We start from the raw sequence: 24,700 nt of genomic DNA on the forward strand, positions 1-24,700 counted from the left end.
TCCTTTCGAAGGGTTCCTGCGAAGGGCCCCGCGACCGGCCCTGGCGGCCCGGCGCGGAGCAACGGAGTGTTCGTGAGTATTCTACCCGTCCGCGCGTCGCCGTTTCCAACCAATATGGTGTCGTTATGATTTCTCCGCGACGGGGGAATTTTCGCTATAATCAGCCCCGAACTATCTAGACGAGACGAGACAGATACGGAGTATCCCATGCTCGAACTTAAGAACCTGGTGTTCGAGGTGCCGGCCGACGACGGGGGCACCAAGCGCATCATCGGCGATCTCTCCCTGACCATTCCCGACGACCGCTTCACGGTCATCACCGGACCCAACGGCGGCGGCAAGTCCACGCTCGCCAAGCTCATCATGGGCATCGAGGAGCCCACGAGCGGCCAGATCCTCTTCAACGGCGAGGACATCACGGACAAATCCATCACCGAGCGCGCCCGCCTCGGCATCGGCTACGGCTTCCAGCAGCCGGCCCGCTTCCGCGGCATGAAGGTGAAGAAGCTGCTCGATATCGCCGCCGGCAAGAAGCTGCCCATGCTCGCCTGCAACGAGTATCTCTCGAAGGTGGGCCTGTGCTCGGCGAGCTACCTCACCCGCGAGGTGGACAAGTCGCTTTCAGGCGGCGAGGTGAAGCGCATCGAGATCGCCACCATTCTGGCCCGCGACCCGAAGCTGGCCATCTACGACGAGCCCGAGGCCGGCATCGACCTGTGGAGCTTCGACCGCCTCACCGAGACGTTCCGCGACATCCACGAGGCCCGCGACGGGCGCTCCATCGTCATCATCTCGCACCAGGAGCGCATCATCTCGCTGGCCGACGAGATCGTGCTTCTGCGCGACGGCCGGGTGGCCGAGACGGGCACGCCGGCCGAGCTCATGCCGCGGCTCGGATTCGCGGCCCGCAGCCTGGACGATCACGGCTGCCCGCTTTCCACCCCCACCGAGCTGCACCTGACCGAGATCCCCACCACCTGCTAAACGTCACCAATGCGGGCGGACTGCCGGGTATTCCGATTCGCTCAGACAGTCCTCGCTTTGGGGAAGTGTCCACTGGACACTTCCCGTCGCTGCGGAACTCGCTCGGTCGGAACACCCGCCATCCCGCCCGCCGCACGTCTTTTCTAGTTGCAAAAGGAGACAACTATGACCGTTGATCTTTCCCCCATCGACGAGAACCTGCTCGCCGAGATCGCCAATATGCACGGCATGCCGAAGGGCGCCTTCAACGTGCGCAAGGACGGCGAGCTGGTCGAGCGCCATTCCTCGGCCTACATTGACATTTCCACCAAGACCGACAACCCCGGCATCGACATCCGCATCGCGGACGGCACCAAGGGCGAGACGGTGTACATCCCCGTCATCGTGACGAAGTCGGGCTTGAAGGACGTCGTGTACAACACCTTCTACGTGGGCGAGAACTGCGACATCACCATCATCGCCGGCTGCGGCATCCACAACGATTCCCACGACGCCTCCGAGCACGACGGCATCCACAGCTTCTATCTGGGGAAGAACAGCCGCGTGCGCTACGTGGAGAAGCACTACGGCGAGGGCGAGGGCACCGGCGAGCGCATCCTGAACCCCACCACCAACGTGTACATGGAGGAGGGCTCCTCCTGCGAGATGGAGATGGTGCAGCTGCGCGGCGTGACGAGCACGGTGCGCGACACGAACGCCGAGCTGGGCGCGAACGCCAAGCTGGTGCTCACCGAGAAGCTGCTCACCCACGGCAACCAGACCGCCATTTCCAACATGAAGGTGGAATTGAAGGGCGAGGGCTCTTCCGTGCAGGTGATCTCCCGCTCGGTGGCCCAGGACGACTCCGTGCAGGTGTTCAACCCGCTCGTCATCGGCGAGTGCGCCTGCCGCGGGCACGTGCAGTGCGACGCCATCATCATGGGCAACGCCAAGGTGAAGGCTATCCCCGGCATCGAGGCCGCCAGCGAGGACGCCATGCTCGTGCACGAGGCCGCCATCGGCAAGATCGCCGGCGACCAGATCGTGAAGCTCATGACGCTGGGCCTCACCGAGGAAGAGGCCGAAGCCGAGATCCTGGACGACTTCCTGAGCTAGGCTCCAGCTAAACTCGACAAGCCCGCAAAGCAAGCGGTCCGACGGAACTTGCCGTCGGACCGCTTTTGTGTTGAGAGGATGAGGCGGATCGCTACTCGGTCGCGTCCTCTTCGCCGGAACTGCCGGAGTCGCCTGCATCGCCGGAGTCCTCGCTGCCGGAGTCGTCGCCGGCGCCGGTATCGCCGGACTCATCGGAGCTGTCCGACGAGTCGCCGGAGCCGGTGTCTTCGGAGCCTGTGTCTCCCGAGTCGCCGGAATCGCCGGAGCCTGCGTCGCCCGAATCGCCCGCATCCTCGCTATCGGATCCCGTGGCGGCGTCGGCGGCGGAAGCCGTTAGATCGCTGACCACCGTGAGGTCGCCCAGGGCCACGGTGGTGCCGAGCCACTTGCGCTCGATGACGTTGATGGTGCCGTCGCTCACCAGGCGCGCGAGCACGTCGCCGGCGGCCGTCTGCAAATCGACGTTCTCGTTCGAGACGCCCATGCAATAGCCAGTCGGCGACATGAGCATGGCGACGATGGACACGTCGAGCCCCTGGCCATGGGCCGCGTACAGGCCGATGACGGCGTCGGCGGCCACGTACTGCACGCTTCCGGCCTCAAGTGCCTCGAAGGCCTCCTTCAGGCTGTCGGTGGGCGTGAGGCTGGACTCGCCGAACCCGTTGGAGACGGCCCAGGCGCTCTTCGAGGAAACCTGGGCGGCGAAGGTGGCGCCGGAATCCTGCGTGGGAATGCCCGCGTCGGGGCTCAGCGCGAACAGGGCGATGCCCGTGGGCAGGTAGGAGGCCGAGCGCCAGAAATCGCCGTCGCTCGCGGAGTCGTCGATGCCGAGCACCACGTCCACCGTGCCGTTGGCGAGCGCCCCGGCCGGATCGCTGCCCACGTCCACCACCGACAGCTTCAGCCCCAGCTCGTCGGCGAGAGCCGCGGCGATGTCCACGTCGATGCCGATGATCTTGCCGCTGCCCATGCCGGCCAGAGGCGGGTTCTCGGTGTTGACGCCCACGCGCAGGGTGCCCTCCTCGCCGATGACCGGGGGCGCCACCTCAGCGGACTTCAGCTCCGGCTGGTAGGTGCCCGATCCAGTGCATCCGGCCAGGCCGAACAGGCCGACCGCGAGCAGCGCCGCAAAGGCAACCGCAACGAACGAACGCTTTCTCACATCATCCTCCGTCTAATTCAATCGGTACGTTGCCTCTTTCGACTGACCTAGTCTTTGACCCCACACTCGCGCACCGGGGCGTTCGCTTGCGCTAGTAGCCCTCTCGCCCGTCGCGGCGTCCGTGCCGCGAAAATGTCAGCGGGCGGTGCGACTTACCTCTAGGATACGCCATGCTCACGGCGGGCAATGCCCACGCGCTTACGTGGATCCTTTCGACCGCATCTGCCATGGACTTGGAAAGACGTCGCGCCTTTCCGCAACTACAGACCCGAAAGAAGCATCGCTAAGTGTAGCAGAAGTGGGCTTAGACGGGGCAAAGCCCCGCAGAACCTCCGAAGTGCGAAAGCCGTGCGGCTGGCGCGGGGCGCGGGATGGGACGCGAACGCGGTCGGCGCGGGGAGCGAAACGGGACATTCCCGCGTCATTGCCACGGTCGTGCGCGCGTAGACTGCCCCCATGAAGCCGATGAAAGGACAGATGGCGCTCTTCGATGAGCGAAAACCGGCGAAGAGCCGTCGGGAGGGCGCGGCCGCGAAACACGCCGCTCCCTCCCGCCGCCTGCGCGCGAACTGGCGCGCCGTACGCGATTTCGCCGCGGACATGGTGACCGAGACGCTCTACCCCACCCGCTGCGCGGTGTGCGATAAGCCCGGCGCGGTGCTGTGCGGTTCCTGCGCCGCAGCGCTCCCCTACATCGACGCGCTGACGGCCTGCCCGCGCTGCGGCGCGCCCTTCGGCGTCGTGCAGTGCTCGGAGTGCACGTCCGTGCTGATGGAGCCCTTCGGCTACAAGGAGCCGCCCTACGACGAGATGGCGAGCGCCCTCGTGCTTACCGAGGCCGTCCGCCGCATCGTAACGGTGTACAAGGACCAGAACGAGCGCGGCCTGGCACGGCCCATGGCCCAGATCATGGCCCGCTACCTGCCGCCCCGCTGGATGGGCGCAGCGCCGGTCGTCACCTTCGTGCCCGCCACGGCCGCCGCCCGGCGCCGGCGCGGCTTCGACCACGCCGAGCATCTGGCCCGCGAGCTGTCGTTCATCGCCGGGCTGGACTTCGCCCCTCTGCTCGTGGCCGCCCGCAGCCGCGACCAGCGGAAGCTGGGACGGACGGGGCGCATCGGGAACATGAGGCACTCGCTCACCGCGCTGGCCGGCGCCAGCATGCCCGGCGCCGTCATCGTCGTGGACGACGTGTGCACCACCGGCGCCACCCTGTTCGCCGCCACCGAGGCCCTGCGCGCCGCCGGCGCCAAGATCGTCCGGTGCCTCACGTTCGCGCGAACCTAGGGCACAGCCTTTCGCCCCGAGGATGCGCGAGACGCATCCTCGGGGCGGGGAGCTGGCCGACCCGCCCGTTTCGCTACCTTAGGCAACGGGAGAAAGGCAGGCAAATGGACCTTTGCGATTGGGTTCGTTTTGCGGCTTGCTTGCTGAACCTGATGGCTCGAATCCGCGAGTACGCGGATTCGAGCCGAAAGGCAAGGCGGGCACGTCATGCAAGACGGCCCAAATAACAAACGGTTCAGGGGAGATTTCACTGGCCAGTGGCTCCCCTCGAGCCTGCCTGATATTCTAGCAAGCATCGCTAGAAAATGAAAGGAGCTATTTCGAGGAGAGACGGACGCCCTCGGCCTCGGAGAACTCGGCGACGTCCACCGAGATGGAATGGCGGATGGGCTTCCACGCCGCTTTTTTCACCAGAGCGATGAGCGCGATAGGAATGTAGGTGAGCATGAAGAAGGGGAAGGTAAACATGTAGCGGATCTTTTTCGCCGTGGTGGTGCGGATGGAGTCCCATTCCACGAAGGTGGTGAGCACGCCGAAGACGAACATGAACACGATGTAGTTGCACAGGCAGAACACGACCGAGGTCACCGAGCTCGCGATGGCCACACCCGTGGACATGACGCCCGTAGCCGCCAGCACGATGATGATGGTGTTGAACAGAATGGAGATGATGGAGAGCAGCATGCCCGGAGCGATGGTCATGAGCATGTCGTAGCAGGCGAAGCGGTAACCGCGCGGGTTGGTCAACGTGCCTTTCACCAGGCCGCCCGCATAATGGGCGAACACCTGGTAGAAGCCCTTGGCCCAGCGGAAGCGCTGGTTCCACGAATCGCGGAAGGTGATGGGCTGCTCGTCGTAGAGCACCGCCGTCGGGCAGTAGGAGATGCGCACGCCGTCGATGATGGAGGCGGCGGAAAACTCGATGTCCTCGGTGAGCAGGTGCCACTTCCAGCCGCCGGCGGCCTTCAGGATGTCGGCGGCGATGAAGAAGCCCGTGCCCGACACGGCACAGGAGGTGTTCAGCGTGAGGCGCGCCTGGTTCAAGAACTTCGCCTCGCGCAGGAACCATACGCCGTAGCCGGCCGAGATCCAGTTGCTGCCGAAGTTCTTGGAGTTGCGGTAGGAGGTGGAGGCCTTCGCACCGTTATCGAAGGTGGCGTTCATCTCGCGGAAGTAGTTCACATCGAGCACGTTGTCGGCGTCGAAGACGAAGAACGCCTCATAGTCGCGATCGGCGTACTGCTCCCAAATGGCCTTCAGGCCGTAATCGAGCGCATAGCCCTTCCCCACCAGCTTGTCGTTGCTGCGGGGGAACACGATGGCGCCGGCCTCGCGGGCCACGTCGGCCGTGTTGTCGGTGCAGTTGTCGGCGATGACGAAGATGTCGATGAGCTCGGCGGGATAGTTCTGCACCTTGATGGAGTGGATGAGGTCGGCGATGACCGTCTCCTCGTTGCGCGCCGCCACCATGACCGCATAGCGGTGGTTGGCGCGCGCCACCTTCTTCGGCGCCCGGCGCGTCAGCACCACGAGCACGTAGAAGAGCTGGTAGGTATAGCAGATAGTGAAGGTAAGAAACACGCAGAAATTGAAGATGTCGACGAAGGACAACGCCGACACTTGCGATGCTACGGTATCGAACACCTTGAGGCTCCTAGGACATGACATGCGCCCGCACGGTCAGTGGCGTGGGCGCGGCTGCACAAACGGCTGAAAGTATAGCCCTTTCGAGCCAAGTTGGCAGCGCCAGTTGGGCCATGACGGCCGAAATGGGGGCAATCGAGGCCAAAGTGTTCCTTTTCACCGCATTTGCCCCACACCCCCTCCACACCTGTAAGGGAAGCGTAAGGTTTTTCCGACAACCGGGACACCGCCCCGCACCGCCTGGGAGCTGTGCTACCCTGTTCCCCATGCAATGGCACCCCGGCGGAACCGCGCCCCGGCAATCGCGCCCGCGCCGCGCCCGCCTTCAAGAAAGGAAGCAATCTGTGAGCCAAGCCTGCGACATTCTTGACATCAACCTGGCCGACGAGGGGCAGGCCCGCATCTTGTGGGCCGACCGCGACATGCCGGTGCTCGCCCGCATCCGCGAGCGCTTCGCCGAGGAGCGCCCGCTGGAGGGCGTGCGCATCGGCGCGTGCATGCACGTGACCACCGAGACGGCGAACCTCATGCGCGCTCTTGTGGCCTCGGGCGCCGAGGTGTGCCTGTGCGCCTCCAACCCGCTTTCCACCCAGGACGACACCGCCGCCTCCCTCGTGCGCGACTACGGCGTGAAGGTGTACGCCATCGCCGGCGAGGACGCCGAGACCTACGAGCGCCACATCGCCGCGGTGGTGGCCAGCGACCCCCAGATCATCATGGACGACGGCGCCGATCTGGACACCGCCCTGCACACCAAGTTCACCGACAAGCTCGCCGGCGTCATCGGCGGCACCGAGGAGACCACTACCGGCGTGGTGCGCCTCATGGCCATGGCGGCCGAGGGCGCGCTGGGCTACCCCGTCTTCAACATCAACGATGCCAACACCAAGCATTGCTTCGACAACCACTACGGCACGGGCCAGTCCACCTTGGACGGCATCGTGCGCGCCACCAACCGCCTTCTGTGCGGGCGCACCATCGTCGTGTCGGGCTACGGCTACTGCGGCAGCGGCCTGGCCCAGCGCGCCCGCGGCATGGGCATGGACATCATCGTGTGCGAGGTGGATCCCCTGAAGGCGCTCGAGGCCCACATGGAGGGCTACCGCGTGATGAAGGCGGAGGACGCCGCCCGCTTCGCCGACGTGTGGGTGACCGTCACCGGCGACTGCAACGTCATCGACGAGCCGGCCTTCAAGAACATGAAGGACGGCGCCATCATCTGCAACTCGGGGCACTTCGACTCCGAGATCAACATGAAGTGGCTCAAGGCCAACGCCGTGAAGATCGAAGAGCTCAAGCCGCTCGTGGAGGAGTACACCCTGCCCGACGGCCGCACCATCACCGTGCTCGCTGAGGGTCGCCTCGTGAACCTGGCCTGCGCCGAGGGACATCCCGCCAGCGTGATGGACATGAGCTTCGCCAACCAGGCCCTGGCCGCCGAGTACCTGTACAAGCACGCCGACGAGCTGGAGAACAAGGTGTACGACGTGCCGGCCGCCATCGACGACGACGTGGCGCGCGTGAAGCTGGAGACGCTGGGCATCGAGATCGACACCCTCACCGAGGAGCAGATCGCCTACATGAACAGCTGGAACTTCTAGGACCGAGAGACAGATCGCGCAAGTCGGGGGCGCTCCTGTGCGGGGCGCCCCTTCTCGTAGGCGCGGGCCGCTAGCGGGGCTTGCGCGCCTCCAGGGCCACAAGGCGGTAGGTCGCATCGTCGCCGGGCACCGTGGGAACGCGATGGTCGAACACGCTCCCCCGATCGGCGGCCACCTCGTGCTCCTCGCGCAGGGCGGGGACCATGAAGCCGGCCTCGGCCAGCCAGCCCATCAGCTGCGCCCGCGAAGGAGCCGCCTGCACCGCGTTGCCGAGACGCTGGGCCGCCTGCACGAGAAGCGCGCGGGTCGCCGAGGGCCCCTCGCTCTCGGCCACCGCGCACTCGATGAGAAGCGAGCCGCCGGATACGAGCACCGCCCAGCATTCCCGCAAAACCCGAGGCGGATCGGAGAAGAGCGCAAACGAGCTGTTCAGGTACACGTAATCCGCCGACTCCGGCGCCACCGCCTGCCTCAGCTGCTCGGGATAGGCTACGGCGAACGCCATATTGCTGCGAGGCATCCGGCTGCGCTCCAAAGCCGCCGGCACGCCGGCGCGGGCCTCGTCGATGAGCGCCGACCGCCAGTCGATGCCCACGACGCGCCCCGTCGGACCCACGAGTTCGCTGAGCTTATAGCAGCCCTTGCCGCGCCGGCAGCCCACGTTCACAACGCAGACTCCGGAAAGCGCACGCCGCGGCAGCTCCATATGGCAGCGGGCCGGAAAGCCCCCTTCCCGGGGAAGCCCGTCGTAGTGTCGTCGCAGTGCGTCATCCGCCATGCCAGCCTCGCTTTCTCGATTTCGGGTATTATACTCGCACCCGTACATTTCCGAGAGAGGAGCGCCATGATCGTCACCACCACGCCCACCGTCGAGGGCTACCGCATCACCGGCTACTACGGCATCGTGTTCGGCGAGGTCATCACCGGCATCAATTTCCTGAAGGACTTCGGCGCCGGCATCCGCAACCTGGTGGGCGGCCGTTCGGCCGGCTACGAGGAGGAGCTCATGCAGGCCCGCAACGAGGCCGTGGCCGAGATGCAGCAGCGGGCCGCCGCGCTCGGGGCCCACGCCATCGTGGGCGTGGATATGGACTACGAGGTGCTCGGTCAGGGCAACATGCTCATGGTGACCGCCTCCGGCACCGCCGTCACCGTCGAGGCGGCGTAGAGGGTTAGCCGCGAGGAGTTCACGTACCCCGCGAGCGTCATGCCGCGCCCGCGGGCCTCGCGCACGGCCGCATCGGTAGGACCCGATAGCGACGCCACCGTGCCCACGCCGAGGCGCGCCGCCTTGCGCAGCATCTCGCTGCTGACGCGTCCGGTGGTGGCGAGCAGGAACCCCGTGGCGTCGATGCCGCGCGTCAGGCAGTGCCCGGCCAGCTTGTCGAAGGTGTTGTGGCGGCCGATGTCCTCGTAGAGGGCCACCATCTCGTCCCGGCAGAACAGGGCCGAGCAATGGGTGCCGCGCGTAGCCGCGTACTCGCGGGCCCCCACGCGCATGGCCATGACCGCACCTCGGATGAGGTCGATATCCCCCGGGGTCGGGACCGGCAACGTCTCGGGGAGGGAACAAGCGCCGGTCCCGACCGCAAGGGAGGGAAGAAAACGGCCCGAGGGGGCGGCTAGCGCCTTTCCCCCGAACCCGGAGGTAATCACAGGCGCAGCGGGACGCCGCACCGGATGGGAGAGCGAAAGGCGCGCGATGCGTCGCGCCGCATCCATGTCGAAGGCGACGACTTCGCGCACATCGCCGATGACGCCCTCACTGAACAGGAAGCCGTACACGAGCTCGGAGAGGTTCGCGTTCGAGCACATGAGCGTTGCGAGCTCGCAGCCGTTCGCGACGATGGTCAGCTCGTGCTCGCAGATGACCTCGATGGCCTCGGCGGCAATATCGCCCTCGTCGCAGCAGACCACGGAGAAGTAACTCCGCGGGAAGGCCTCGCACTCCCCCGCCACTCGCACCGCGCGAGCTTGCACTGTGTTTTCCACGACTCCCCCTCTCAGGAGGCGGCCCGGGCAGGGCCGCCCCTCTTCTCGGCTTCATGCGGGGCGACTCCGCAGAGAGCCGCCCCTCGCCTCTGCCCGAACCCGTTAGGCGGGCAGCTGCACGCCGTACTCGCTCACCAGACGATCGGCGATCTCGGGAACGCCGGCGGCCTCGAAGGTGGAGACCTTCGGCATGCCGGTGGCCACATCGAAGCCCATGACCTCGTACCAGGCGTCGAGCATCTTCTCGTAATGCTCCTTGGTCAGGCCTGTCTCGGTCTGATAGAAGCTGTTCTCCAGATTCTCGGCCGAGTACTCCTGGTACACCTCGTCGAACAGCAGATCGTCGTTGCGGTCGCAGCCCTGGCGGGTGAGGATGGCGCGCTCGAGCAGGAACATGCGCTCGCCGAAGGCCGCCTCCTCCTCCTCGCCGAAGTCGATGCCCGTGACCACCTTGAACAGCTTCTTCGGAATATCGAAGTCGCCCTCGTGGCCCTCGGTGTAGTTCGAGTAGATGCCCATGGCGCTCATGGCGATGTAGCAGAAGATCAGCGAGTCGTCCAAAGCCTTGAACTGGTGGTTCCACTTGCAGAACGGGGCGATGGAGTCGCTCTCCCAATCCCAGTTGCGGATGTCCTCGTAGACCTGGGGGCTGCCGAAGAGCTTCGTGGAGTTGCCGTCGACCAGCGCCTGCCACTCGTCGGAGCCCGGTGGGAGCAAATCGCCGTTGGAGCCGAACAGGAGGTAGGTCTCGGCACCGGTGCAGCGGATGTCGGTGGCGTTAAGGTTCGAGGTGGCGAAGCGCAGCAGACCGGGGGCCAGGTACGCGCCGGGGATGTACCAGCCGCAGACGCCGCCGCCGTTGTGCTTAGGGCTGTTGCGGATGCCGCGGATGGCACGATAGAAGTACTTGGCCTCAGGCGTGCCGATGTACTCCTCGAGGAAGTAGCGCCAGCCCTTGGCGATGGCGGCACCCACCTCGGTGGACTGGTAGGCCACCGAGTACATGAGCTCGCGGGTGAAGTCCTCGGTACCGAAGTTCGTCCAGTCGATGCCGGTGTTTTCCTCGGTGAGGATGTTGCCGGCCTGGAAGATGGGGTCGAGGCCCTGGAACCAGGTGTTGCAGTCGGACAGGCCCAATCGCTCGTTCAGCGTCAGGCGCTTCATATGGGCGCGCCCCACGTACTCGCCGCACGCGGCGCTCTCGGCGGAGACCGGAATGGCCTCGGTGCAGCGCAGCTGGCCCAGGCTCATGCCGGATCCGTCCTTGAAGCGGACGCCGTAGCCGCAGCCGCCCCAGGGGCAGGAGTAGCAGCCGGTGTAGGCGATCTCGAGCTTGCCCTCCGGGTCGCGGGCCTCTTTGTACAGGTCGGTGTCGGTCAGGGGAAGCGACGCCTGCCAGGAGCCCACGTAGGAGTTCGCCGGCGCCTCGGGCGTCGTCTCGTAGAGCTTGCGGCAGCACAGGTTCTGGGTGTACTCCACCAAATCGAGCAGGCCCTGGGGATCGGCGACCTTCACGGAGCCGGTACCCTGGATGGAGATGGCCTTCAGGTTCTTCGAGCCCATGACGGCACCGAAGGAGCCCATGCCCGTGGCCGACGACTCGTCGGACAGGATGGTGGAGAACATGGACATGTGCTCGCCGGCAGGACCGATGGAGGCGATCTTCGCCTTGTTGCCGGAGCGGCGGTACAGCTCGTTCTGTACGGCGAAGTTGTCCATGCCCCACAGGTCGCGGGCATCGCGGATCTCGGCGATGTCGTCGTTGATGTAGAAGTACACCGGATAGGGCGCCTTGCCCATGAAGATGATGCCGTCGTAGCCGGCGAACTTCATCTCGGGCGCAAACGAGCTACCGAAGCTTGAGCGGGCGAAGGAGCCGGTGTCCGGGTAGCCGGCCGGCGAGACCGCCTGCACGAAGGTGCGGCCACCGTCGAGCATGGTGCCGGTGAGGGAGCCGGTAAGGAACGTGAGCACGTTCTCCGGATCCAGCGCGCCGGCGGTGGTCGGGCACTCCGTCCACTGGATGATGGAGCCGAGGCCGCGGCCGCCGATCCACTTGTCGGTGTCGTAAGTGTTGGTGGGGATCTTCTCCACGGTCATATCGGTCAGGTTGACCTTCAGCAGGGTACCGACGTACCCGTAGTATTCGTCTGCCATTGAAATCTCCTCAGATAGATGTGCGGTAAGACGGTGGGCCTAGTACTCCTCGTCGACGCCCTTGACCCAGTAGCTGATGTCGCCGATGAGCACGACTTCGGCGATCTGGGACGGGTCGTCGATGGCGAAGCTGAACTCGAGGGGCAGATGCTCGTGGATGGACATGCACCACATGTGCTCCTCACTCGAGCCGAGCACATTGCCGGACGCGTCCTTGAAGTCGCAGTGCATCTTCACGCGCAAATCGGCGCCGTCCGACGAGGTAACCTGGCCCTTGACCTGCACGCCGCCGTCGGCGGGCACGAGGGCCCAGTCCTGCTCGTCCATGGCCTTGCCCGCATGGGGGCCGGTGTACTCCTTGGTGAAGGTAACGCCCTCGAGCGCGCCTTCCGTGGATTTCTCCACGTAGTCGTCGATGCCGGGACGGACGACGGTGTACTCCTCCCAGGAGAGCTGCGAGGCACCGAGCGGGCAGCGCTTCACGCACATCGGGTCGCCGCCACACAGGTCGCACTTGATGCAGGTGTTGGTGGCGGGGTTGTACTTGATGCGCGAAGCGGCCGGCGCGAACACGCAGGCGTTCAGGCAGGTCTGGCAGCCGACGCACTGCTCCTGGTCGATGACGCGGGCGCCGGTGGCCTCGTCCACGTGCAGGGCGCCTGTGGGACAGGCCGCCAGACAGCGGGCGTCGTCACACTGCTGGCAGTACAGGACGTCGGTCAGATAGGCCTGCTGCACGTCGGTCTCCACCTTGTTGCGGGCCAGCTGCGGGTTGATGAGCTGCTCGTGGGACAGCACGCAGGTAAGCTCGCAGGTGCGGCAGCCGGAGCAGATGTACTGCTGGTGCACCACGTGGCCCTTGGCCTTGGGCACCGCCTCCCCGGTGCTCGCCAGCTCTCCTTTGCCGGCAGGCGCGCAGCCCGCAAGGCCGGCCATCACCGCGGCGCCGGCGATGAGGCCGCCGCCGGTGAGGAACCCGCGACGAGAGACGCCCTTGGCGCCCTCCTCCGCGACGGCCGTCTCTTCAATAGATGTAGCCATACTACCTCCCCCTTCTTCCTGGGATCGAAACGAAACGCTAGGGGCGCGCCCCTCTCTGCGACGCTCTCCCCTTACGCGTTGCATTCTACGGAGGGCCGCCGGCACCGAACGTGCACGGCGCACGAGTCGGAGGGGCTACATTGTGGCGCGCATCACAATGTTGGCCGCCGCAATGGTGCACAATGCACGAAGCGGCGAATACCCTGTTTGGGGAATGGGGAGCGCCGCCCCGTTGAGGGACAATGGATCGGGGAAGTTGCGAAGAGGAGGGGCTCCATGAGACTCAGGGATTTTCAGAAGGCCGAGGAGTTCGGCGTCATCCACTGCCCGGTGCGCCACCTGTGTCCCGTGGGCTGCGTCTGCGGACTCGGCGATACGGAGCGCTTCGAGGGAGGCGACAAGATCATGCCCGCCGTCGTGGAATACGACAAGGGCGACCTCTTGTGGACCGACCACCGCTACGAGCACCACGTGTTCGCCATCCGCGAGGGGGTCGTAAGCTGCATGGCCCATATCGACCCGGACGGCGAGGCCCCTTTCACCCTCTACGGCGCCGGCATCGCCGTGGGCGTGGCCGACTTGTACGTGCCGCGCGTCTCCACCAACACCTACCATTTGCACGCCCTCGTGCCGGGGCGCATCTGCTCGCTGCCCTCAAAGGCGCTCAAGCGCTGTCTGGAGACGCTGCCCGGCGACCGCCAGCAGCAGATCCTCGCGGCATCGGCCTACAACCAGGCTACCGGCGCGCTTATACAGTCAATGATATCCTCGCGACCTCTGGTCGGCCAACGCCTGGCCCTTCTGCTGTGCGCCCTGCACTCCCTGGTGCGCCGCAGCGGCCAGGAGCCCGGCGCGCTGCGCGTGACCCACGACGAGCTGGCGGCGCTCACCTTGTCCGACCGTGCGTCGGTCACCCGCGCCCTGCACCAGCTGCAGAACGACGGCCTGGTGACCCTCGGCTACCGCGCGGTGACGGTGAGCGAGAGCCTCCTCGCCCAAAACGCCACCTGGGTAGAAGAGACCTGCAACCGATTCACTATCCCGCAGAGCTAGGCCCGCGCTTACCGCATCGCGAAGGCGTCATCCAAGGTATGGGCCACACCTTCCGGCAGTCCAGCTCGGTCGTCGAAGTCGGGACAATGGCAGAGAGGGTTTTAGCTGCAATATACTGCCATTTAACTGATCATTTTATCTTCTAATGGCAAGATATTGCTCGTTATGAGAGTGAAGGGCCCGCTAAGAATTTAATCCTCGGGAAGGGAGCGAGTCTTGCCGCAGACGACCTTCACGCCTACGGGCATCTCGCCCTCGGGCAGACCGCTCTGGACGGTCTCGGCTCCTTCTACGGTGGCGTAGGGCCAGTCGAGGATGCCGCCGAAATCGTACACCTGGGCATACCCCAGATCGGACAGCTTTTGAGCCGCCTCAGCCGAACGCACACCGCTTCGGCAGTACACAAGCACCGGCGCGTCCTTATCCGGCGCGACCTCCTCAGCCGTCTTCGCGTCTATGGCGTCCAGGGGAAGCAGCCGTGCATTCACGATATGGCGCTCGGCGTACTCATCGGCCGTGTGCACGTCGAGCACGGCAACCTTGTCGGAAACCATCAAATCGTGGGCCTCGTCGGCAGATATCTTCCGCACGGCGCCCGCATCTTTCCGAACATCAGCGAACTGCCCCTCCGAAGGGCCCTGACCATCCGGCGCTCCCGCGCAACCCACCGCGCCGGCCAGCGCGGCAACGAGCAGCATTGTGAACGCCCCCGCACGCGCCATCCATACCCCACGCTTTATCACATTCATCGGAATCTCCCTCTCATCTCACCAAAGCGGCTATGCCATCGCCTCGAGCAAACGGCACGGCAATGTCTCCCATTGTAGACGAGACGACGGCAAAAATCCGAACTTACGCCGCCTCGCCGCCTTCCAACCCGCGCGCGGTCTCCAGCATGGTAGACAGCTCGTAGGGGCTGCCGTGGCGGACGGCGCAGATCTCGGCCATGATGGAGAGCGCTATCTCGGCGGGCTCGCGGCCGCGCAAGTCTAGCCCGATAGGCCCGTAAATGCGGGCGATCTGCTCGTCGGGGCATCCCTCCCCCGCCAGCTGACGGCAGCGGGAGAGCTGGGTGGTGGAACGGCCCAAAGAGCCGATATAGAACGCCGGCGAGGCCAAGGCCGCCTGAAGGGCCGGCACGTCGATCTTCGGGTCGTGGGTGAGGGCGCAAACCGCCGTGTTGGCCGTAAGGCGCACCGGGCCATCCTCGGCGAAGGCCTCCTGGGGCCAGGCGTGCACGAGCTCGTCCACCCCGGGGAAGCGCTCGCCGGTGGCGAAGACCCGGCGCGGGTCCACCACCACGGTGCGGAAGCCCATGACGTGGGCGATCTCTGCCAGGCGCATGGCGATGTGCACGCCCCCGATGCAGACGAGCTGCGGTGCGGGGCGCACGCGGGCGAAGAACCAGTCGATGCCGCCTTCGATCACGTGGCCCGCGTCCTCGGAGGCGGGGCGGGCCGCCACGGCCTCGGCCACGGCGAGCAGGCAGTCGGCCTCCCCCGCCGTCGCCACGGCCGCGCCGTCGCACCGGGCCACGGCCACTTCGGCCGCCACCGCGGGCGCAAGCGAGGCGACGGCGGCCGTAAGCGCCTCTTCATCGGCCACGATGGCCATGGCGCCGAGGGCATCCATTCCGCCTTCTCGGACGGCCGCATCGTCTTGGGAGGGATCGTCGACGCGGTCGCCCGGGAAGACGGCCTCCACCGCCGTCACGCGCGCATAGGCCGCATCGGCCCGAATCAGCGCCTCCTCCACGGCGAACAGGGCCCGGGGCAGATCGCCCACGAACACCTCGATGTTGCCGCCGCAGGATAGGCCCACTTCCTGGGCGCGGCGGGTGGAGGCATGGAACTTCTCCAAGGAGGAGAGGCGGCTGCCGGCGCATTCCATGGCCACCTGGGCCACGGCGCCCTCGATGCAACCGCCGGAGACCGAGCCGGCCAGGCGCCCGTCGTCGGCGACGGCCATGACAGATCCGGGCACGCGGGGCGAGGAGCCCCAGGTCTTCGTCACCTGGGCAAGCGCCACCGCGCGCCCCTCGTCGAACCACCGCCGCACATCGGAAGCAACCTCGCGCATGATCTCTCCTCCTCTGGATCGGCAAGGGCAGAGCCCTTGCCCTACGGATTCATCCCTACAGTTCGTGGCAAGTGAGGCAGTCCTCGTCGGCCAGGTTCTGGTCGGCGTGGCTCTGGGGCACCTGGGTGCCGGCCCCCTGGCCGTCGGCCGTGTGGCAGGTGGTGCAGGCCGTGCCCTTGGTCTCGCCGTGCACGACTTCGGGAATGTCGCAGGCGATGCCGTAGACGGGCACGTACTCCCCCTCGCTGTAGTCGGTAATGCCCTCGAGGGGCTCGAGGTTCTCGGACACCACGCCTCCGGCCGCGCCGCCGGCGATGCGCTCCTGCTGGAGCTGCTCCTCCTCGGAGCCCTCGATAGCGGCGCCGGCAGTCACCTCGGCCTCGGCCGCCGGGTCGTAGGGGGTGTACTCACCCTTCACCACCATGTCGTTGGAGGCGAGCCCGTCGGTGGGCGCTATCTCCGTTGCCGCCGGGGCGCAGCCCAGGCAGGAGGCGGCCAGGGTCGCCGAGCACACGAGCGCCCCCAGAACCGTCCTTCTCTTCGCAATCTTCATCATGATTTCTCCTTCGTTCATCGCCTGCGGGCGATTGGCTTACTCGTAGTCGGGGGCCAGTGGCGCCGCAACGGCGGCCAGGGCATCGAGGCTGAGCCCCACGGCCTTGAACTCGACGGGCGGCACCTGGGCGTCCTCGGCCATCTCGGCGGGGAAGGCCGCCGGCCCCTCATAGGCGAGCACCGTGACGGGGCGCCGCGTGCGCAGGGTGCGCAGACGCGAGATGAAGGCCCCCAGATGGGAGGGAGAGCCCATCTCGCCCGGCGACAGCACCGTGCAGACATGGTCGGCGGCCACCTGGCGCTTCTCCTTGCGATCCACGAGGGGCCGCACGTCACGCACCCCGTCCAGCTGGTACAGAAGCAGCACCCGGTGCCCCATGAGGTTCTCGGTGTTGCCGCCAGCGGAGGTGTCGCGAGCCGGGGGCGCCATCACGTCGTAATAGTCGATCTCGCGCGCCGCCTCGCACTTGCAGGCGAACACGCGCCCATCGGCCGTCTCGAAGACCGCCTCGGGGTGGCGCAGCTCGCGGGAGGGCACCTGCCAGCCCATGCGCACCTCGTCGGTGGGCACGGCCACCAGCCGCCGACCGTCCTCGCTGGCCACGGCCCAGAACCGCACGGGGCGAAGGGCCGCCATAATACCCAGGTAGACCCAGGCCTCGTAGGCGCAGCGCATAAGCACGTCCGCCGAACGGGCGGCCTCGGATGCGGCCCGGCCGTGAACCTCGGCCAAGGGCACGCGCCCGGAAGCCGCATCCACCACCAAGGACGAGAGCGGCTCCGCCAGGGCGCGGTGCGCGTCAGTGAGGAAGTGCTCGAGACGCTCGGGGAGCCGATAGGCCCCAAGCCCCGATGCCGCCAGCAGCTCCTCGCGCCCGTCGCCCAGCGCGCGGGCGAGGCGGCCCGCCTGGGGCAGCCGCTCGCCGAGCACCTCGGCAGCCAGCAGGTCGGCCACCTCGTCCACCTGGTCGTAGAACGCCTGGCGCACGGGAGCCGCCACGGAAAGGGACGAGGGGCAAAGGGACACACCCTCAGTGTCTGAGGCCCACTGGCGCAGCTGGGCCAGCGAGCGTCCCCAGGTTGTCTGTCGTTCGGCCATGAAGCCCACCTCCGCGCGCTCGCCGCTAGGCGATGGCCTCAAGCGTGCGCTTCACCAGCGTGCGCGCGATGTCCACCTTGTAGGCGTTCTTGCCCAGGGGCTTGGCCACGGACACCGCCGCCTCGCCGGCCTTCGCCGCGCTATCGGCAGTCACGCCCGCTGCCACGGCCTCCTCGGCCTCCTTCGAGCGCCAAGGAGCCGGGTGCACGCCGCCGAGCACCACGCGGGTCTCGCCGCCGGTTGCAGCCACAGCGCAGTTCACCACGGGGAAGTCGATGGACTTGCGCAGGGCGAACTTCTGAAACGCGCTCTTCTCGGCCTTGGGCACGCGGAACTCCTTCACCACTTCCCCGTCCTCCAGCACGTTGGAGCGGTGGCCGTGGGCGCCGAAGAACTCCTCGGCGGGAACCTCGCGCTTGGTGGTGACCACCGTGGCGCCCAGGGCCACGAGCGCCGGCGCCGTGTCGTGAGAGGACACGGCGAAGCAGCCGTTGTCGTCGCCGAAGATGGAGTGGTAGCGGTTGTCGCCGATGCGGGCCGGGCAGGTGGCGCCGCCCTTGCGCCGGCAGTGGAAGCGGTCGTCGGGCACGCGGAAGTACCAGCAGCGGTGCATCTGGCAGACGTTGCCGCCGATCGTGCCCATGTGGCGGATGGTGGGCGACGCCACACGTCCCGCCGCCTGAGCCAGCGCCGCGGCATAGGTCTTCACCAGCTCGTTCTCGGCCACATCGGACAGCTTCGCCAGGGCGCCGATGCGCAGCGCGTCGCCGTCCTCCTCGATGGCGTCCATCCCCTCGATGGTCTTCAAATCGATGACGGTCTCGGGGTACTCCGGGAAGATCTCGTCTTTCAGGGTGCCCAGAAGATCGGTGCCGCCGGCCATGACCCAGGCCTTCCCGCTTGCCGCCTCTTTCGCGGCCTGATCGGCCGAGGTGGCCTGCATGTGCTTGAAATGCTTCATGGTTCAATCCTCCTTTAGGCCTGCTGCTTGGAAGCAAGGGCGGCCAGAACCTTATCCGGGGTGAAGGGCTGGACGTTCACCCAGGCGCCGATAGCGTTCTGGATGGCCAGGCCCACCAGGCCCGCATTGGTGTGGGCGTGGGCCACACCGGTGGAACCGTAGGCGCCGCCGCCCATGCGCGTCTCCACGGGCACGCCCTCGATCTTGGGCTGGTCGAGCGCCGTGGGCACCTTGTAGTCGTACATGTTGCCGTTCAGCAGCACGCCGGTGTTCTCGTCCCAGATGAGTTCCTCGCGAAGGGAGCGGCCCTCGGCCTGGGTGAGCGCCATCTCGATCTGCCCCAGGGCCGAGGCCGGGCGGATCACCTTGCCGAAGTCGTGGGCCGACACGTAGTCGGTCACTTCCACAAGACCGGTCTCCGGGTCGACGGCCACCTCGCAGAAGTCCACGTTCATGGTGCGCACCACGTCGTTTTGGAAGGGAATCTCCGGCTTGCCGCAGAAGCCCACGGCCAGCTGGCCGGTACCCGTGATGGGCATCTGCTGCGTCGGGTCGGCCTTCAGGGTGATCATCGAGTCCACGAGGTCCACCTCGTCGGGAGTCACGCCGAACAGCGCCGCGCCCGTGGCGAGAATCTGGGCCTTCAGCTGCACGGCCGCCTCTTTCGCCGCCCAGGTGCAGGTGCTGCCGCGGTCGGCGGCGTCGCCGTTCTGCCAGTTGTTGTAGTTGGGGGCGTAGTAGACGATGACGTCCTCCAGCTTCATGCCCATCTCCTCGGCGATGACCAGCTGCACCGCGTCGGGCCAGTAGGTGCCGATGAGGGCCTCGGAGTAGGGCATGTAGATCTTGCCGTCCACGCCCATGCGCAAGTTGATGTTGTAGGAGATCATGCCCCAGGTCATGGACCAGCAGGCGCGGGCGGCCACGCCGTGGAGGCGGCCGTCCTCAAGGGTCTTCTCGCCGGCCTTGTGCCATTTGGCGTCCCAGTCGAAGGCCTTCTTCCCCGCCTCCATGCAGGCGGACAGCGAGGGGTCGGTCACGCTCACGTTCTTCATGATGACGTCGGTGATGGGCATGCCCAGCGCGTCGGCGATATGGGCGAAGGCCAGGTTCACCGGCTCCCACATGTCCTTGCCCGGGTCGGCCGTGGTGCAGGCGCCGTTGGTGACGTAGTAGGCCATCTCGGAGTAGATGTTCGGGCAGCTCGTCGACTTGAATGCCTGGGCGTTGGGCGGCAGCACCAAATGCCCGTGGGTCTTGTCGCCGTAGCCGCCGCGGGCGCCGGACTGGTGCACGTTGCGCGACTGCACCGCGTGCAGGGTACCGTCGTCGTTGTAGCCGATGCGGGCCGTGATGTAAGTCTGCGGCACGGCGGCATCGAAGGACTGGCGACGGGTGTTCACGAAGCGCACGGGCACGCCGCCCAGGCGCTTGGAGAGCACCGGAGCCAGCTGGGCGCCGCGCTTCTCGACGAAGTCGCAGTAGCGCGAAGCCATGTACGGCGTGAGCGCGCGGAACTTGTCGGCATGGCTGCCGAAGCCCATGAAGGCCGACACGATGGGGCCGTTGGAGGGAAAGTGGGCGTGGTTCGTGACGTAGCACATCTTCTCGCCATCGGGGTTGCCCCAGGGATCGTCGTCCCAGTAGCTGAAGTAGGCCGGCGGCATGCTTCTGAACTGGCTCCACATGGGGCGGCCGTACTCGATGACCTCCACGTGGTCGGATTCCTTCAGGCCCTGCTCCACGTTGCCGATCTCCCATTCCACCGGAGCGCCGAAGGTGTTGCCGGTCATATTGGAGTCGGGGTTCATCTCGGGGCGCAGAATGGGGGCGCCGGGCTTGGCGGCCTCGCGGCAGTCGGTGATGAAGGGCAGGGCCTCCCATTCCACCGCCACGGCGTCGAGGGCCCGCTTGCAGGCCTCCTCGTTGTCGGCCACCACGACGACACCCACCTCGTCGCCCTCGAACTCGGCCTCGTCGCCCAGAAGGGGGCTCGCGCCGAACTCGTAGTAGGAGGGGCGGTACTTCGGCATGGAGGCGATCTCCTCGTCCTCGTAGGTGAGCACGAGGTGCACGCCTTGCACCTTCTCGGCCTCGGTGATATCGAGGCTCTTGATCTTCGCGTGGCCGTAGGGGCTGTGCAGCGCCATGGCGGTGAGCGTTCCGGGCATCCACAGGTCGGTGGGATACTTGGCCGCGCCCGAGATCATGTCCCAGGACTGGCGGCCCGGGTGCTCCCAGGTGCCCACGTACTTGAAGTCGGTGCGGTCGTCGTTAACGCCCGACAGGATAGATTCGCAGCTGGCTCCCATTAGTTGCCTCCCTTCATGGCGCTGGCGGCCTCCTGGATAGCCTGCACGTGGCGGCTGTAGGTGCCGCAGCGGCAGATGTTGCCGGCCAGCTCCTCGCGGATCTGCTCCTCGGTGGGCTCGCCGTACTTCTCGATGATGTACTTGGCCACGGTGAACTGGCCCGGCGTGCAGTAGCCGCACTGGGCCGCGTCGTGCTTGGCGTAGGCCTCCACCAGCGGGCGGAAGCGCTCATCGGCGGCAATGCCCTCGGAGGTCTCGATGGCCCTGCCCTCGCACTGGACGGCCAAGGTGGTGCAGGCGAGCGCCGGCACCCCGTCGATGAGCACCGTGCAGCTGCCGCAGCCACCGCGGTCGCACATCTCCTTGGCACCGCCGGCGAGCCCCACGGCCTTCAGCAGCGTCTCGCGCAGGGTCCACTGGGGCTCCACCTGCACCTTTAACTCGTTGCCGTTGATGTTCAGGGTGGCGCACTGGGGAACGCCGCAGTTGGCGTCGGGATGCTCGGTTTCGAAATGGCTCACCAGGGCGTCGTAATCCACGGCCTTCGCGCCGCAGACCGGGCAGGTGTACACGAAATCGGTGACGGTGACGGTTTCGGCCACCGCCTCCTCCGGCACGCCGAGCACCGAGCCGATGCCCAGGCCTGCCACCCCGGCGGCCAGGCCGGCGATGCCCCCGGCCTTGAAGAAGTCTCGGCGAGAAACGGTTTGCGCCATGCTCCTCCTCCTTCTACTCATGAGTCTTGCTGACAGTGAGTAGATTACGGGGCAGAGGGGTAGGCCACATTACGCAAAGGGGGTATACCCCCGGGGTATTTTAAGGAGGAAGAACCCGCGAAAATGCAGGCAACGGGGTGGCAGCGTGCCTCCACGCGCAGTTCACCCCAAGAGTACTTCCTCGCTTCGCTCGGGCGCCGCACGCGACCGGAAGTGCCCGTCGGGCACTTCCGCCAAGCGAGGACTGTTTGAGCATGGAGGTATGCTGCCACCCCATCGCCGGAGGGACGCGAAGAACCCTCAGCCTACAGCACGCCCTCTTCCCGCAGAAGCGCCACGGCCTGCATCTTGGAATGAACGCCGAGCTTGGCATAGATGTTGCCCAGGTGCTTCTTCACCGTCTCGCGGGACACGACGAGCATCTCGGCCGCCTCAGCCACCGAAGCCCCGTCGGCCACCACCCGCAGCACATCCAGCTCGCGCTCGGTTAAGGCATCGGATGCGCGCGGGGCTCCCTTCAGGGCCTCCTCTATCATGCGGGCGGCCTCGCGGTCGTCGGCAGCCTGGCCAGATCCAGCCCCATCGCGCTCCCCCTTGGCGGCCTCGACTCGCAACAGAGCCGCCAGAGGCTGCATGTCGGGGGCGTTCTCGGCGAAGGCAGCCGCAAGCCCCCAACTGCGGGACACGGCGAAGGCCTGGCGAGCAAGGGCAACAGCCCCCTGGAACCGGCCGGCGCGCTCGGCGGCCACCGCTGCCGTAACGCAGGCGCGCACCTTGAGGGCCGCATCCTCGGAGTTAACCCCGTCGGCGAATGCCGCCGACTCTGCCGCCACGTCTTCTCCGTGGACGAGCCGCTCCATCAGCCGGAAGAGCCCGAGACGCCCGGCACTGCCAGTGCCGCGCATCTCGCCTGCCGATTCCCCGTTCCTCGAGCCACGCCAATCGCGAATCATGGCCAAGGTGGGCATCATGGAAAGCGCCGCCGCCTCCTCGACGGCCAGAGCGCCCGTGAATGCTGTACGCCCCGACGCTCCATTGCCCCGGCCGTAGGCGTCCTTAGCCTGCAGTACCAACAGCTCCGCCCGGCGCGCCGCCACCACGCCGTGGACGGAGAGCTCCTCGAACCAGCCGCAGGACTCGGCGAAGGAGACCTCGTCCCCGCGCTCGTAGGCGACCTCGGCCAGAGCGCGCCAGGCAAAGCCGAGCATGGGCTTGGCAGCACGCTGCCCAGGCTCATACAAATCCAGCGCCTCGCGGGCCGCGCGCTCTGCGTCGGCCACTTGACCGACCGCTGCCTGGAAGACGGCCAGGTTGCACAGGGCCGACGCGAGCAAATTCGCGTTGCCCACCGCACGCTGCACCGGTAGCGCCTCTCCGTAGCCGGCGATGGCGCCCAGAGGATCGCTCGCCCAGAGCGTCGAGGCACGCACCTGCATCATCATGCCGCGCAAAAAGCCCTCCTCCTCCGGCAGGAAGCGGAGGGCCTTCTCTGCGAACTGGGCGCTCTCGGCCTGCTTGCCCTCAAACGATGCCAGAAACGCCTTCTGAACCATGCAGAAGGAGAACAGGAAATCCTCGCCGTCATCGAGCCGCAGAAGCGCCTTCTGGATCAGCGCGTGGCCCCGCAGGCCGTCTCCGGCGTAAGCTGCGGGCAGAGCGGCCACGGCGCACAAGAAGGGGCGCTCATTGAGCAGGGGCGCGGGCAGAAGATCGATCCAGCGCAGCAGCGCCTCCAGCTCGTCGTTCATCCACAGCGACTTCCAACGCTGCTCGATGATGTCGCAGATGGCCCCGTAGTCGCGCATCCAGAAGGACAGCCCCACAGCCGCATCGTCGAAGCCCTCGTCGAGCAGCCAGCCTCGGGCCCGCCCGGCCAGAGCCAGGGACTCCTGTTCGGGCATGCGGCGCAGGCGGGTGTGCAGCAGGTCCTGGAGCATGGCATGGTAGCGGTACCACGTAGCTCGGCCCTCCCCTTCCAGGCGCTGCACGAACAGCCCCGCGTCGGCAAGGCGGTCCACCCGGCTACGCACCTCGGCCTCGGTAAGCCCCGTGATACGGGCGCCGAGTGGGGCGCTGAAGGACTCGACGATGGCCGTCTCGGTCATGAAGCGCATGAGATCGGCCGGCACTCCCTCGAGCACCTCCTCGAGCAGATAGTCGCTCACGGACGCGCGGGCTTGGCGCATGATCGCGGTCACCTCGACGGCCCCGGCGTTGCGACAGCGCATCTCCAACAGGCGGCAGCCGGCGGGCCAGCCCTGGGTGGCCTCTTCCAAAAGCGCCTCGTCCTCACTGGTCAGCGCGAGGGCCGCCCCGCGGAACAGAGCCGCCTGCTCCTCGGGGCTCAGCCGCAAGTCGTCCTGGCCGATCTCCACGAGGGCGCCGCGCACGCGCAGCTTAGCCAACGGCACCTTGAGGGGCGTGCGCGAGGTGAGCACAAGGTGGACCTGCGGCGGCAGGTTGCGCAGAAAGTAGGCCAATGTGTCGCCCACCACCGGCGCGTCCTGGACGACATGGAGGTCCTCGACAACCAGCACGGCGGTGTCGGGAAAGGCCCCAAGTTGCGCAAGCAGCTCGGTAAGCGCCTCCCGCGCCTCCACCGCTTCCGTCCAGGCCACCTCGGCCATGTTCCGGGGGGCGCCCAGGCGCTCGTCGGCACGGGCCAGGGCGCAGGCGAGGGCGTGCCAGAAGCGGGACGGGTCGCTGTCGTCCTCCTCCAGGGCGCACCAGGCCACGGGCCCGTCGAGCCGATCGGCCCAAGCAGCCAGGGCCGTGGTCTTGCCGAAGCCGGCTGGAGCCACGAGCGTCGTCACCGGACGCGCGATCGCCTGGGCGAGCTTCTCCCGTACGCGCGGCCGCTCGATGGCGTCCGGCTCCGGAGCCGGGCAAGTGATCTTCGACGGCAGCAGCAGAAAGGAGCGGCCGCGCCCGGCCGCCTCGCTATCGAGCTCTCTCATGGCTC

20 protein-coding genes are annotated in these 24,700 nt (G+C 66.8%); 6 read left to right on the forward strand and 14 right to left on the reverse strand.

The window, feature by feature from the left end:
* Positions 1-207 precede the first annotated feature (207 nt).
* A complete protein-coding gene (locus tag ACW4QM_RS06915; RefSeq protein WP_455798314.1) occupies positions 208-984 on the forward strand; it encodes an ATP-binding cassette domain-containing protein in 777 nt (258 codons plus the stop codon).
* Between the two features lie 165 nt (positions 985-1,149).
* Entirely contained in the window at positions 1,150-2,079 is a 930-nt protein-coding gene (locus ACW4QM_RS06920) for a SufB/SufD family protein (RefSeq protein ID WP_223900744.1), read from the forward strand.
* Positions 2,080-2,170: 91 nt separating this feature from the next.
* Here the strand turns inward: ACW4QM_RS06920 and ACW4QM_RS06925 are convergent, their stop codons facing one another.
* The gene (locus ACW4QM_RS06925) at positions 2,171-3,241 is read right to left on the reverse strand and encodes a substrate-binding periplasmic protein (protein WP_455798315.1); all 1,071 of its coding nucleotides are present in this window, start codon (positions 3,239-3,241) and stop codon (positions 2,171-2,173) included.
* Between the two features lie 477 nt (positions 3,242-3,718).
* Between ACW4QM_RS06925 and ACW4QM_RS06930 the strand changes: the two genes are divergently transcribed.
* Positions 3,719-4,528, forward strand: a complete 810-nt coding sequence (locus tag ACW4QM_RS06930) for a ComF family protein (RefSeq protein ID WP_237974052.1) — start codon at positions 3,719-3,721, stop codon at positions 4,526-4,528.
* A 315-nt stretch (positions 4,529-4,843) separates the two neighbouring features.
* On the opposite strand, the gene ACW4QM_RS06935 is transcribed toward ACW4QM_RS06930, so the two are convergent.
* Entirely contained in the window at positions 4,844-6,172 is a 1,329-nt protein-coding gene (locus ACW4QM_RS06935; RefSeq protein WP_022739712.1) for a glycosyltransferase family 2 protein, read from the reverse strand.
* A 344-nt stretch (positions 6,173-6,516) separates the two neighbouring features.
* Between ACW4QM_RS06935 and ahcY the strand changes: the two genes are divergently transcribed.
* Positions 6,517-7,773, forward strand: a complete 1,257-nt coding sequence (gene ahcY, locus ACW4QM_RS06940; RefSeq protein ID WP_237974051.1) for an adenosylhomocysteinase — start codon at positions 6,517-6,519, stop codon at positions 7,771-7,773.
* Positions 7,774-7,843: 70 nt separating this feature from the next.
* On the opposite strand, the gene ACW4QM_RS06945 is transcribed toward ahcY, so the two are convergent.
* Positions 7,844-8,551 carry a methyltransferase domain-containing protein gene (locus tag ACW4QM_RS06945; protein ID WP_161127153.1) on the reverse strand — a complete coding sequence of 236 codons (708 nt, stop codon included), beginning with the start codon at positions 8,549-8,551 and terminating at the stop codon, positions 7,844-7,846.
* Between the two features lie 66 nt (positions 8,552-8,617).
* Between ACW4QM_RS06945 and ACW4QM_RS06950 the strand changes: the two genes are divergently transcribed.
* Positions 8,618-8,941 (forward strand): putative heavy metal-binding protein, encoded by a 324-nt coding sequence (locus ACW4QM_RS06950; protein ID WP_161127152.1) that lies wholly within the window; start codon positions 8,618-8,620, stop codon positions 8,939-8,941.
* Here ACW4QM_RS06950 and ACW4QM_RS06955 read toward each other — a convergent pair.
* The 3 genes from ACW4QM_RS06955 to ACW4QM_RS06965 all read right to left on the reverse strand — a co-directional run bounded on the left by ACW4QM_RS06955 (position 8,881) and on the right by ACW4QM_RS06965 (position 12,963).
* A complete protein-coding gene (locus ACW4QM_RS06955; RefSeq protein WP_161127151.1) occupies positions 8,881-9,765 on the reverse strand; it encodes a formate dehydrogenase accessory sulfurtransferase FdhD in 885 nt (294 codons plus the stop codon). The two genes, ACW4QM_RS06950 and ACW4QM_RS06955, sit on opposite strands and share 61 nt — an antisense overlap.
* A 102-nt stretch (positions 9,766-9,867) precedes the next feature.
* Positions 9,868-11,922: an aldehyde ferredoxin oxidoreductase N-terminal domain-containing protein gene (locus ACW4QM_RS06960; RefSeq protein WP_161127150.1), complete on the reverse strand. Its 2,055-nt coding sequence runs from the start codon at positions 11,920-11,922 to the stop codon at positions 9,868-9,870.
* A gap of 39 nt (positions 11,923-11,961) precedes the next feature.
* Positions 11,962-12,963, reverse strand: coding sequence for a 4Fe-4S dicluster domain-containing protein (locus ACW4QM_RS06965; protein WP_237974050.1), 1,002 nt, complete (start codon positions 12,961-12,963; stop codon positions 11,962-11,964).
* A gap of 276 nt (positions 12,964-13,239) precedes the next feature.
* Here ACW4QM_RS06965 and ACW4QM_RS06970 point away from each other — a divergent pair, with 276 nt between their 5' ends.
* Complete coding sequence (locus tag ACW4QM_RS06970; RefSeq protein ID WP_161127148.1) at positions 13,240-14,016, forward strand: Crp/Fnr family transcriptional regulator; 777 nt, start codon at positions 13,240-13,242, stop codon at positions 14,014-14,016.
* A gap of 191 nt (positions 14,017-14,207) precedes the next feature.
* Here ACW4QM_RS06970 and ACW4QM_RS06975 read toward each other — a convergent pair whose 3' ends face one another.
* From ACW4QM_RS06975 to ACW4QM_RS07010, 8 genes are all read right to left on the reverse strand, one after another.
* Positions 14,208-14,765: a rhodanese-like domain-containing protein gene (locus tag ACW4QM_RS06975; protein WP_455798316.1), complete on the reverse strand. Its 558-nt coding sequence runs from the start codon at positions 14,763-14,765 to the stop codon at positions 14,208-14,210.
* Between the two features lie 103 nt (positions 14,766-14,868).
* Positions 14,869-16,095 (reverse strand): XdhC family protein, encoded by a 1,227-nt coding sequence (locus ACW4QM_RS06980; RefSeq protein ID WP_161127146.1) that lies wholly within the window; start codon positions 16,093-16,095, stop codon positions 14,869-14,871.
* A 55-nt stretch (positions 16,096-16,150) separates the two neighbouring features.
* The gene (locus ACW4QM_RS06985) at positions 16,151-16,651 is read right to left on the reverse strand and encodes a hypothetical protein (RefSeq protein WP_161127145.1); all 501 of its coding nucleotides are present in this window, start codon (positions 16,649-16,651) and stop codon (positions 16,151-16,153) included.
* Between the two features lie 36 nt (positions 16,652-16,687).
* Positions 16,688-17,749 carry a hypothetical protein gene (locus tag ACW4QM_RS06990; protein ID WP_161127144.1) on the reverse strand — a complete coding sequence of 354 codons (1,062 nt, stop codon included), beginning with the start codon at positions 17,747-17,749 and terminating at the stop codon, positions 16,688-16,690.
* Positions 17,750-17,774: 25 nt separating this feature from the next.
* Positions 17,775-18,710: an FAD binding domain-containing protein gene (locus ACW4QM_RS06995; RefSeq protein WP_161127143.1), complete on the reverse strand. Its 936-nt coding sequence runs from the start codon at positions 18,708-18,710 to the stop codon at positions 17,775-17,777.
* A 14-nt stretch (positions 18,711-18,724) separates the two neighbouring features.
* Positions 18,725-21,022 carry a xanthine dehydrogenase family protein molybdopterin-binding subunit gene (locus tag ACW4QM_RS07000; RefSeq protein WP_161127142.1) on the reverse strand — a complete coding sequence of 766 codons (2,298 nt, stop codon included), beginning with the start codon at positions 21,020-21,022 and terminating at the stop codon, positions 18,725-18,727.
* The gene (locus ACW4QM_RS07005; RefSeq protein WP_161127141.1) at positions 21,022-21,738 is read right to left on the reverse strand and encodes a 2Fe-2S iron-sulfur cluster-binding protein; all 717 of its coding nucleotides are present in this window, start codon (positions 21,736-21,738) and stop codon (positions 21,022-21,024) included. The genes ACW4QM_RS07000 and ACW4QM_RS07005 overlap by 1 nt, the downstream gene beginning before the upstream one ends.
* Positions 21,739-22,043: 305 nt before the next feature.
* Entirely contained in the window at positions 22,044-24,695 is a 2,652-nt protein-coding gene (locus tag ACW4QM_RS07010) for a LuxR C-terminal-related transcriptional regulator (protein WP_455798317.1), read from the reverse strand.
* Between the last annotated feature and the right edge of the window lie 5 nt (positions 24,696-24,700).

This window comes from Adlercreutzia sp. CNCM I-6207, from assembly GCF_977072305.1.

What these genes read in the sequence shown, in the direction of transcription:
- ACW4QM_RS06915 (WP_455798314.1), top strand. Translation starts at nt 208, where the DNA reads ATGCTCGAACTTAAGAACCTGGTGTTCGAGGTGCCGGCCGACGACGGG.
- ACW4QM_RS06920 (WP_223900744.1), top strand. Translation starts at nt 1,150, where the DNA reads ATGACCGTTGATCTTTCCCCCATCGACGAGAACCTGCTCGCCGAGATC.
- ACW4QM_RS06930 (WP_237974052.1), top strand. Translation starts at nt 3,719, where the DNA reads ATGGCGCTCTTCGATGAGCGAAAACCGGCGAAGAGCCGTCGGGAGGGC.
- ACW4QM_RS06945 (WP_161127153.1), bottom strand. Translation starts at nt 8,551, where the DNA reads ATGGCGGATGACGCACTGCGACGACACTACGACGGGCTTCCCCGGGAA.
- ACW4QM_RS06950 (WP_161127152.1), top strand. Translation starts at nt 8,618, where the DNA reads ATGATCGTCACCACCACGCCCACCGTCGAGGGCTACCGCATCACCGGC.
- ACW4QM_RS06960 (WP_161127150.1), bottom strand. Translation starts at nt 11,922, where the DNA reads ATGGCAGACGAATACTACGGGTACGTCGGTACCCTGCTGAAGGTCAAC.
- ACW4QM_RS06965 (WP_237974050.1), bottom strand. Translation starts at nt 12,963, where the DNA reads ATGGCTACATCTATTGAAGAGACGGCCGTCGCGGAGGAGGGCGCCAAG.
- ACW4QM_RS06970 (WP_161127148.1), top strand. Translation starts at nt 13,240, where the DNA reads ATGAGACTCAGGGATTTTCAGAAGGCCGAGGAGTTCGGCGTCATCCAC.
- ACW4QM_RS06975 (WP_455798316.1), bottom strand. Translation starts at nt 14,765, where the DNA reads ATGAATGTGATAAAGCGTGGGGTATGGATGGCGCGTGCGGGGGCGTTC.
- ACW4QM_RS06980 (WP_161127146.1), bottom strand. Translation starts at nt 16,095, where the DNA reads ATGCGCGAGGTTGCTTCCGATGTGCGGCGGTGGTTCGACGAGGGGCGC.
- ACW4QM_RS06985 (WP_161127145.1), bottom strand. Translation starts at nt 16,651, where the DNA reads ATGATGAAGATTGCGAAGAGAAGGACGGTTCTGGGGGCGCTCGTGTGC.
- ACW4QM_RS06990 (WP_161127144.1), bottom strand. Translation starts at nt 17,749, where the DNA reads ATGGCCGAACGACAGACAACCTGGGGACGCTCGCTGGCCCAGCTGCGC.
- ACW4QM_RS06995 (WP_161127143.1), bottom strand. Translation starts at nt 18,710, where the DNA reads ATGAAGCATTTCAAGCACATGCAGGCCACCTCGGCCGATCAGGCCGCG.
- ACW4QM_RS07000 (WP_161127142.1), bottom strand. Translation starts at nt 21,022, where the DNA reads ATGGGAGCCAGCTGCGAATCTATCCTGTCGGGCGTTAACGACGACCGC.
- ACW4QM_RS07005 (WP_161127141.1), bottom strand. Translation starts at nt 21,738, where the DNA reads ATGGCGCAAACCGTTTCTCGCCGAGACTTCTTCAAGGCCGGGGGCATC.
- ACW4QM_RS07010 (WP_455798317.1), bottom strand. Translation starts at nt 24,695, where the DNA reads ATGAGAGAGCTCGATAGCGAGGCGGCCGGGCGCGGCCGCTCCTTTCTG.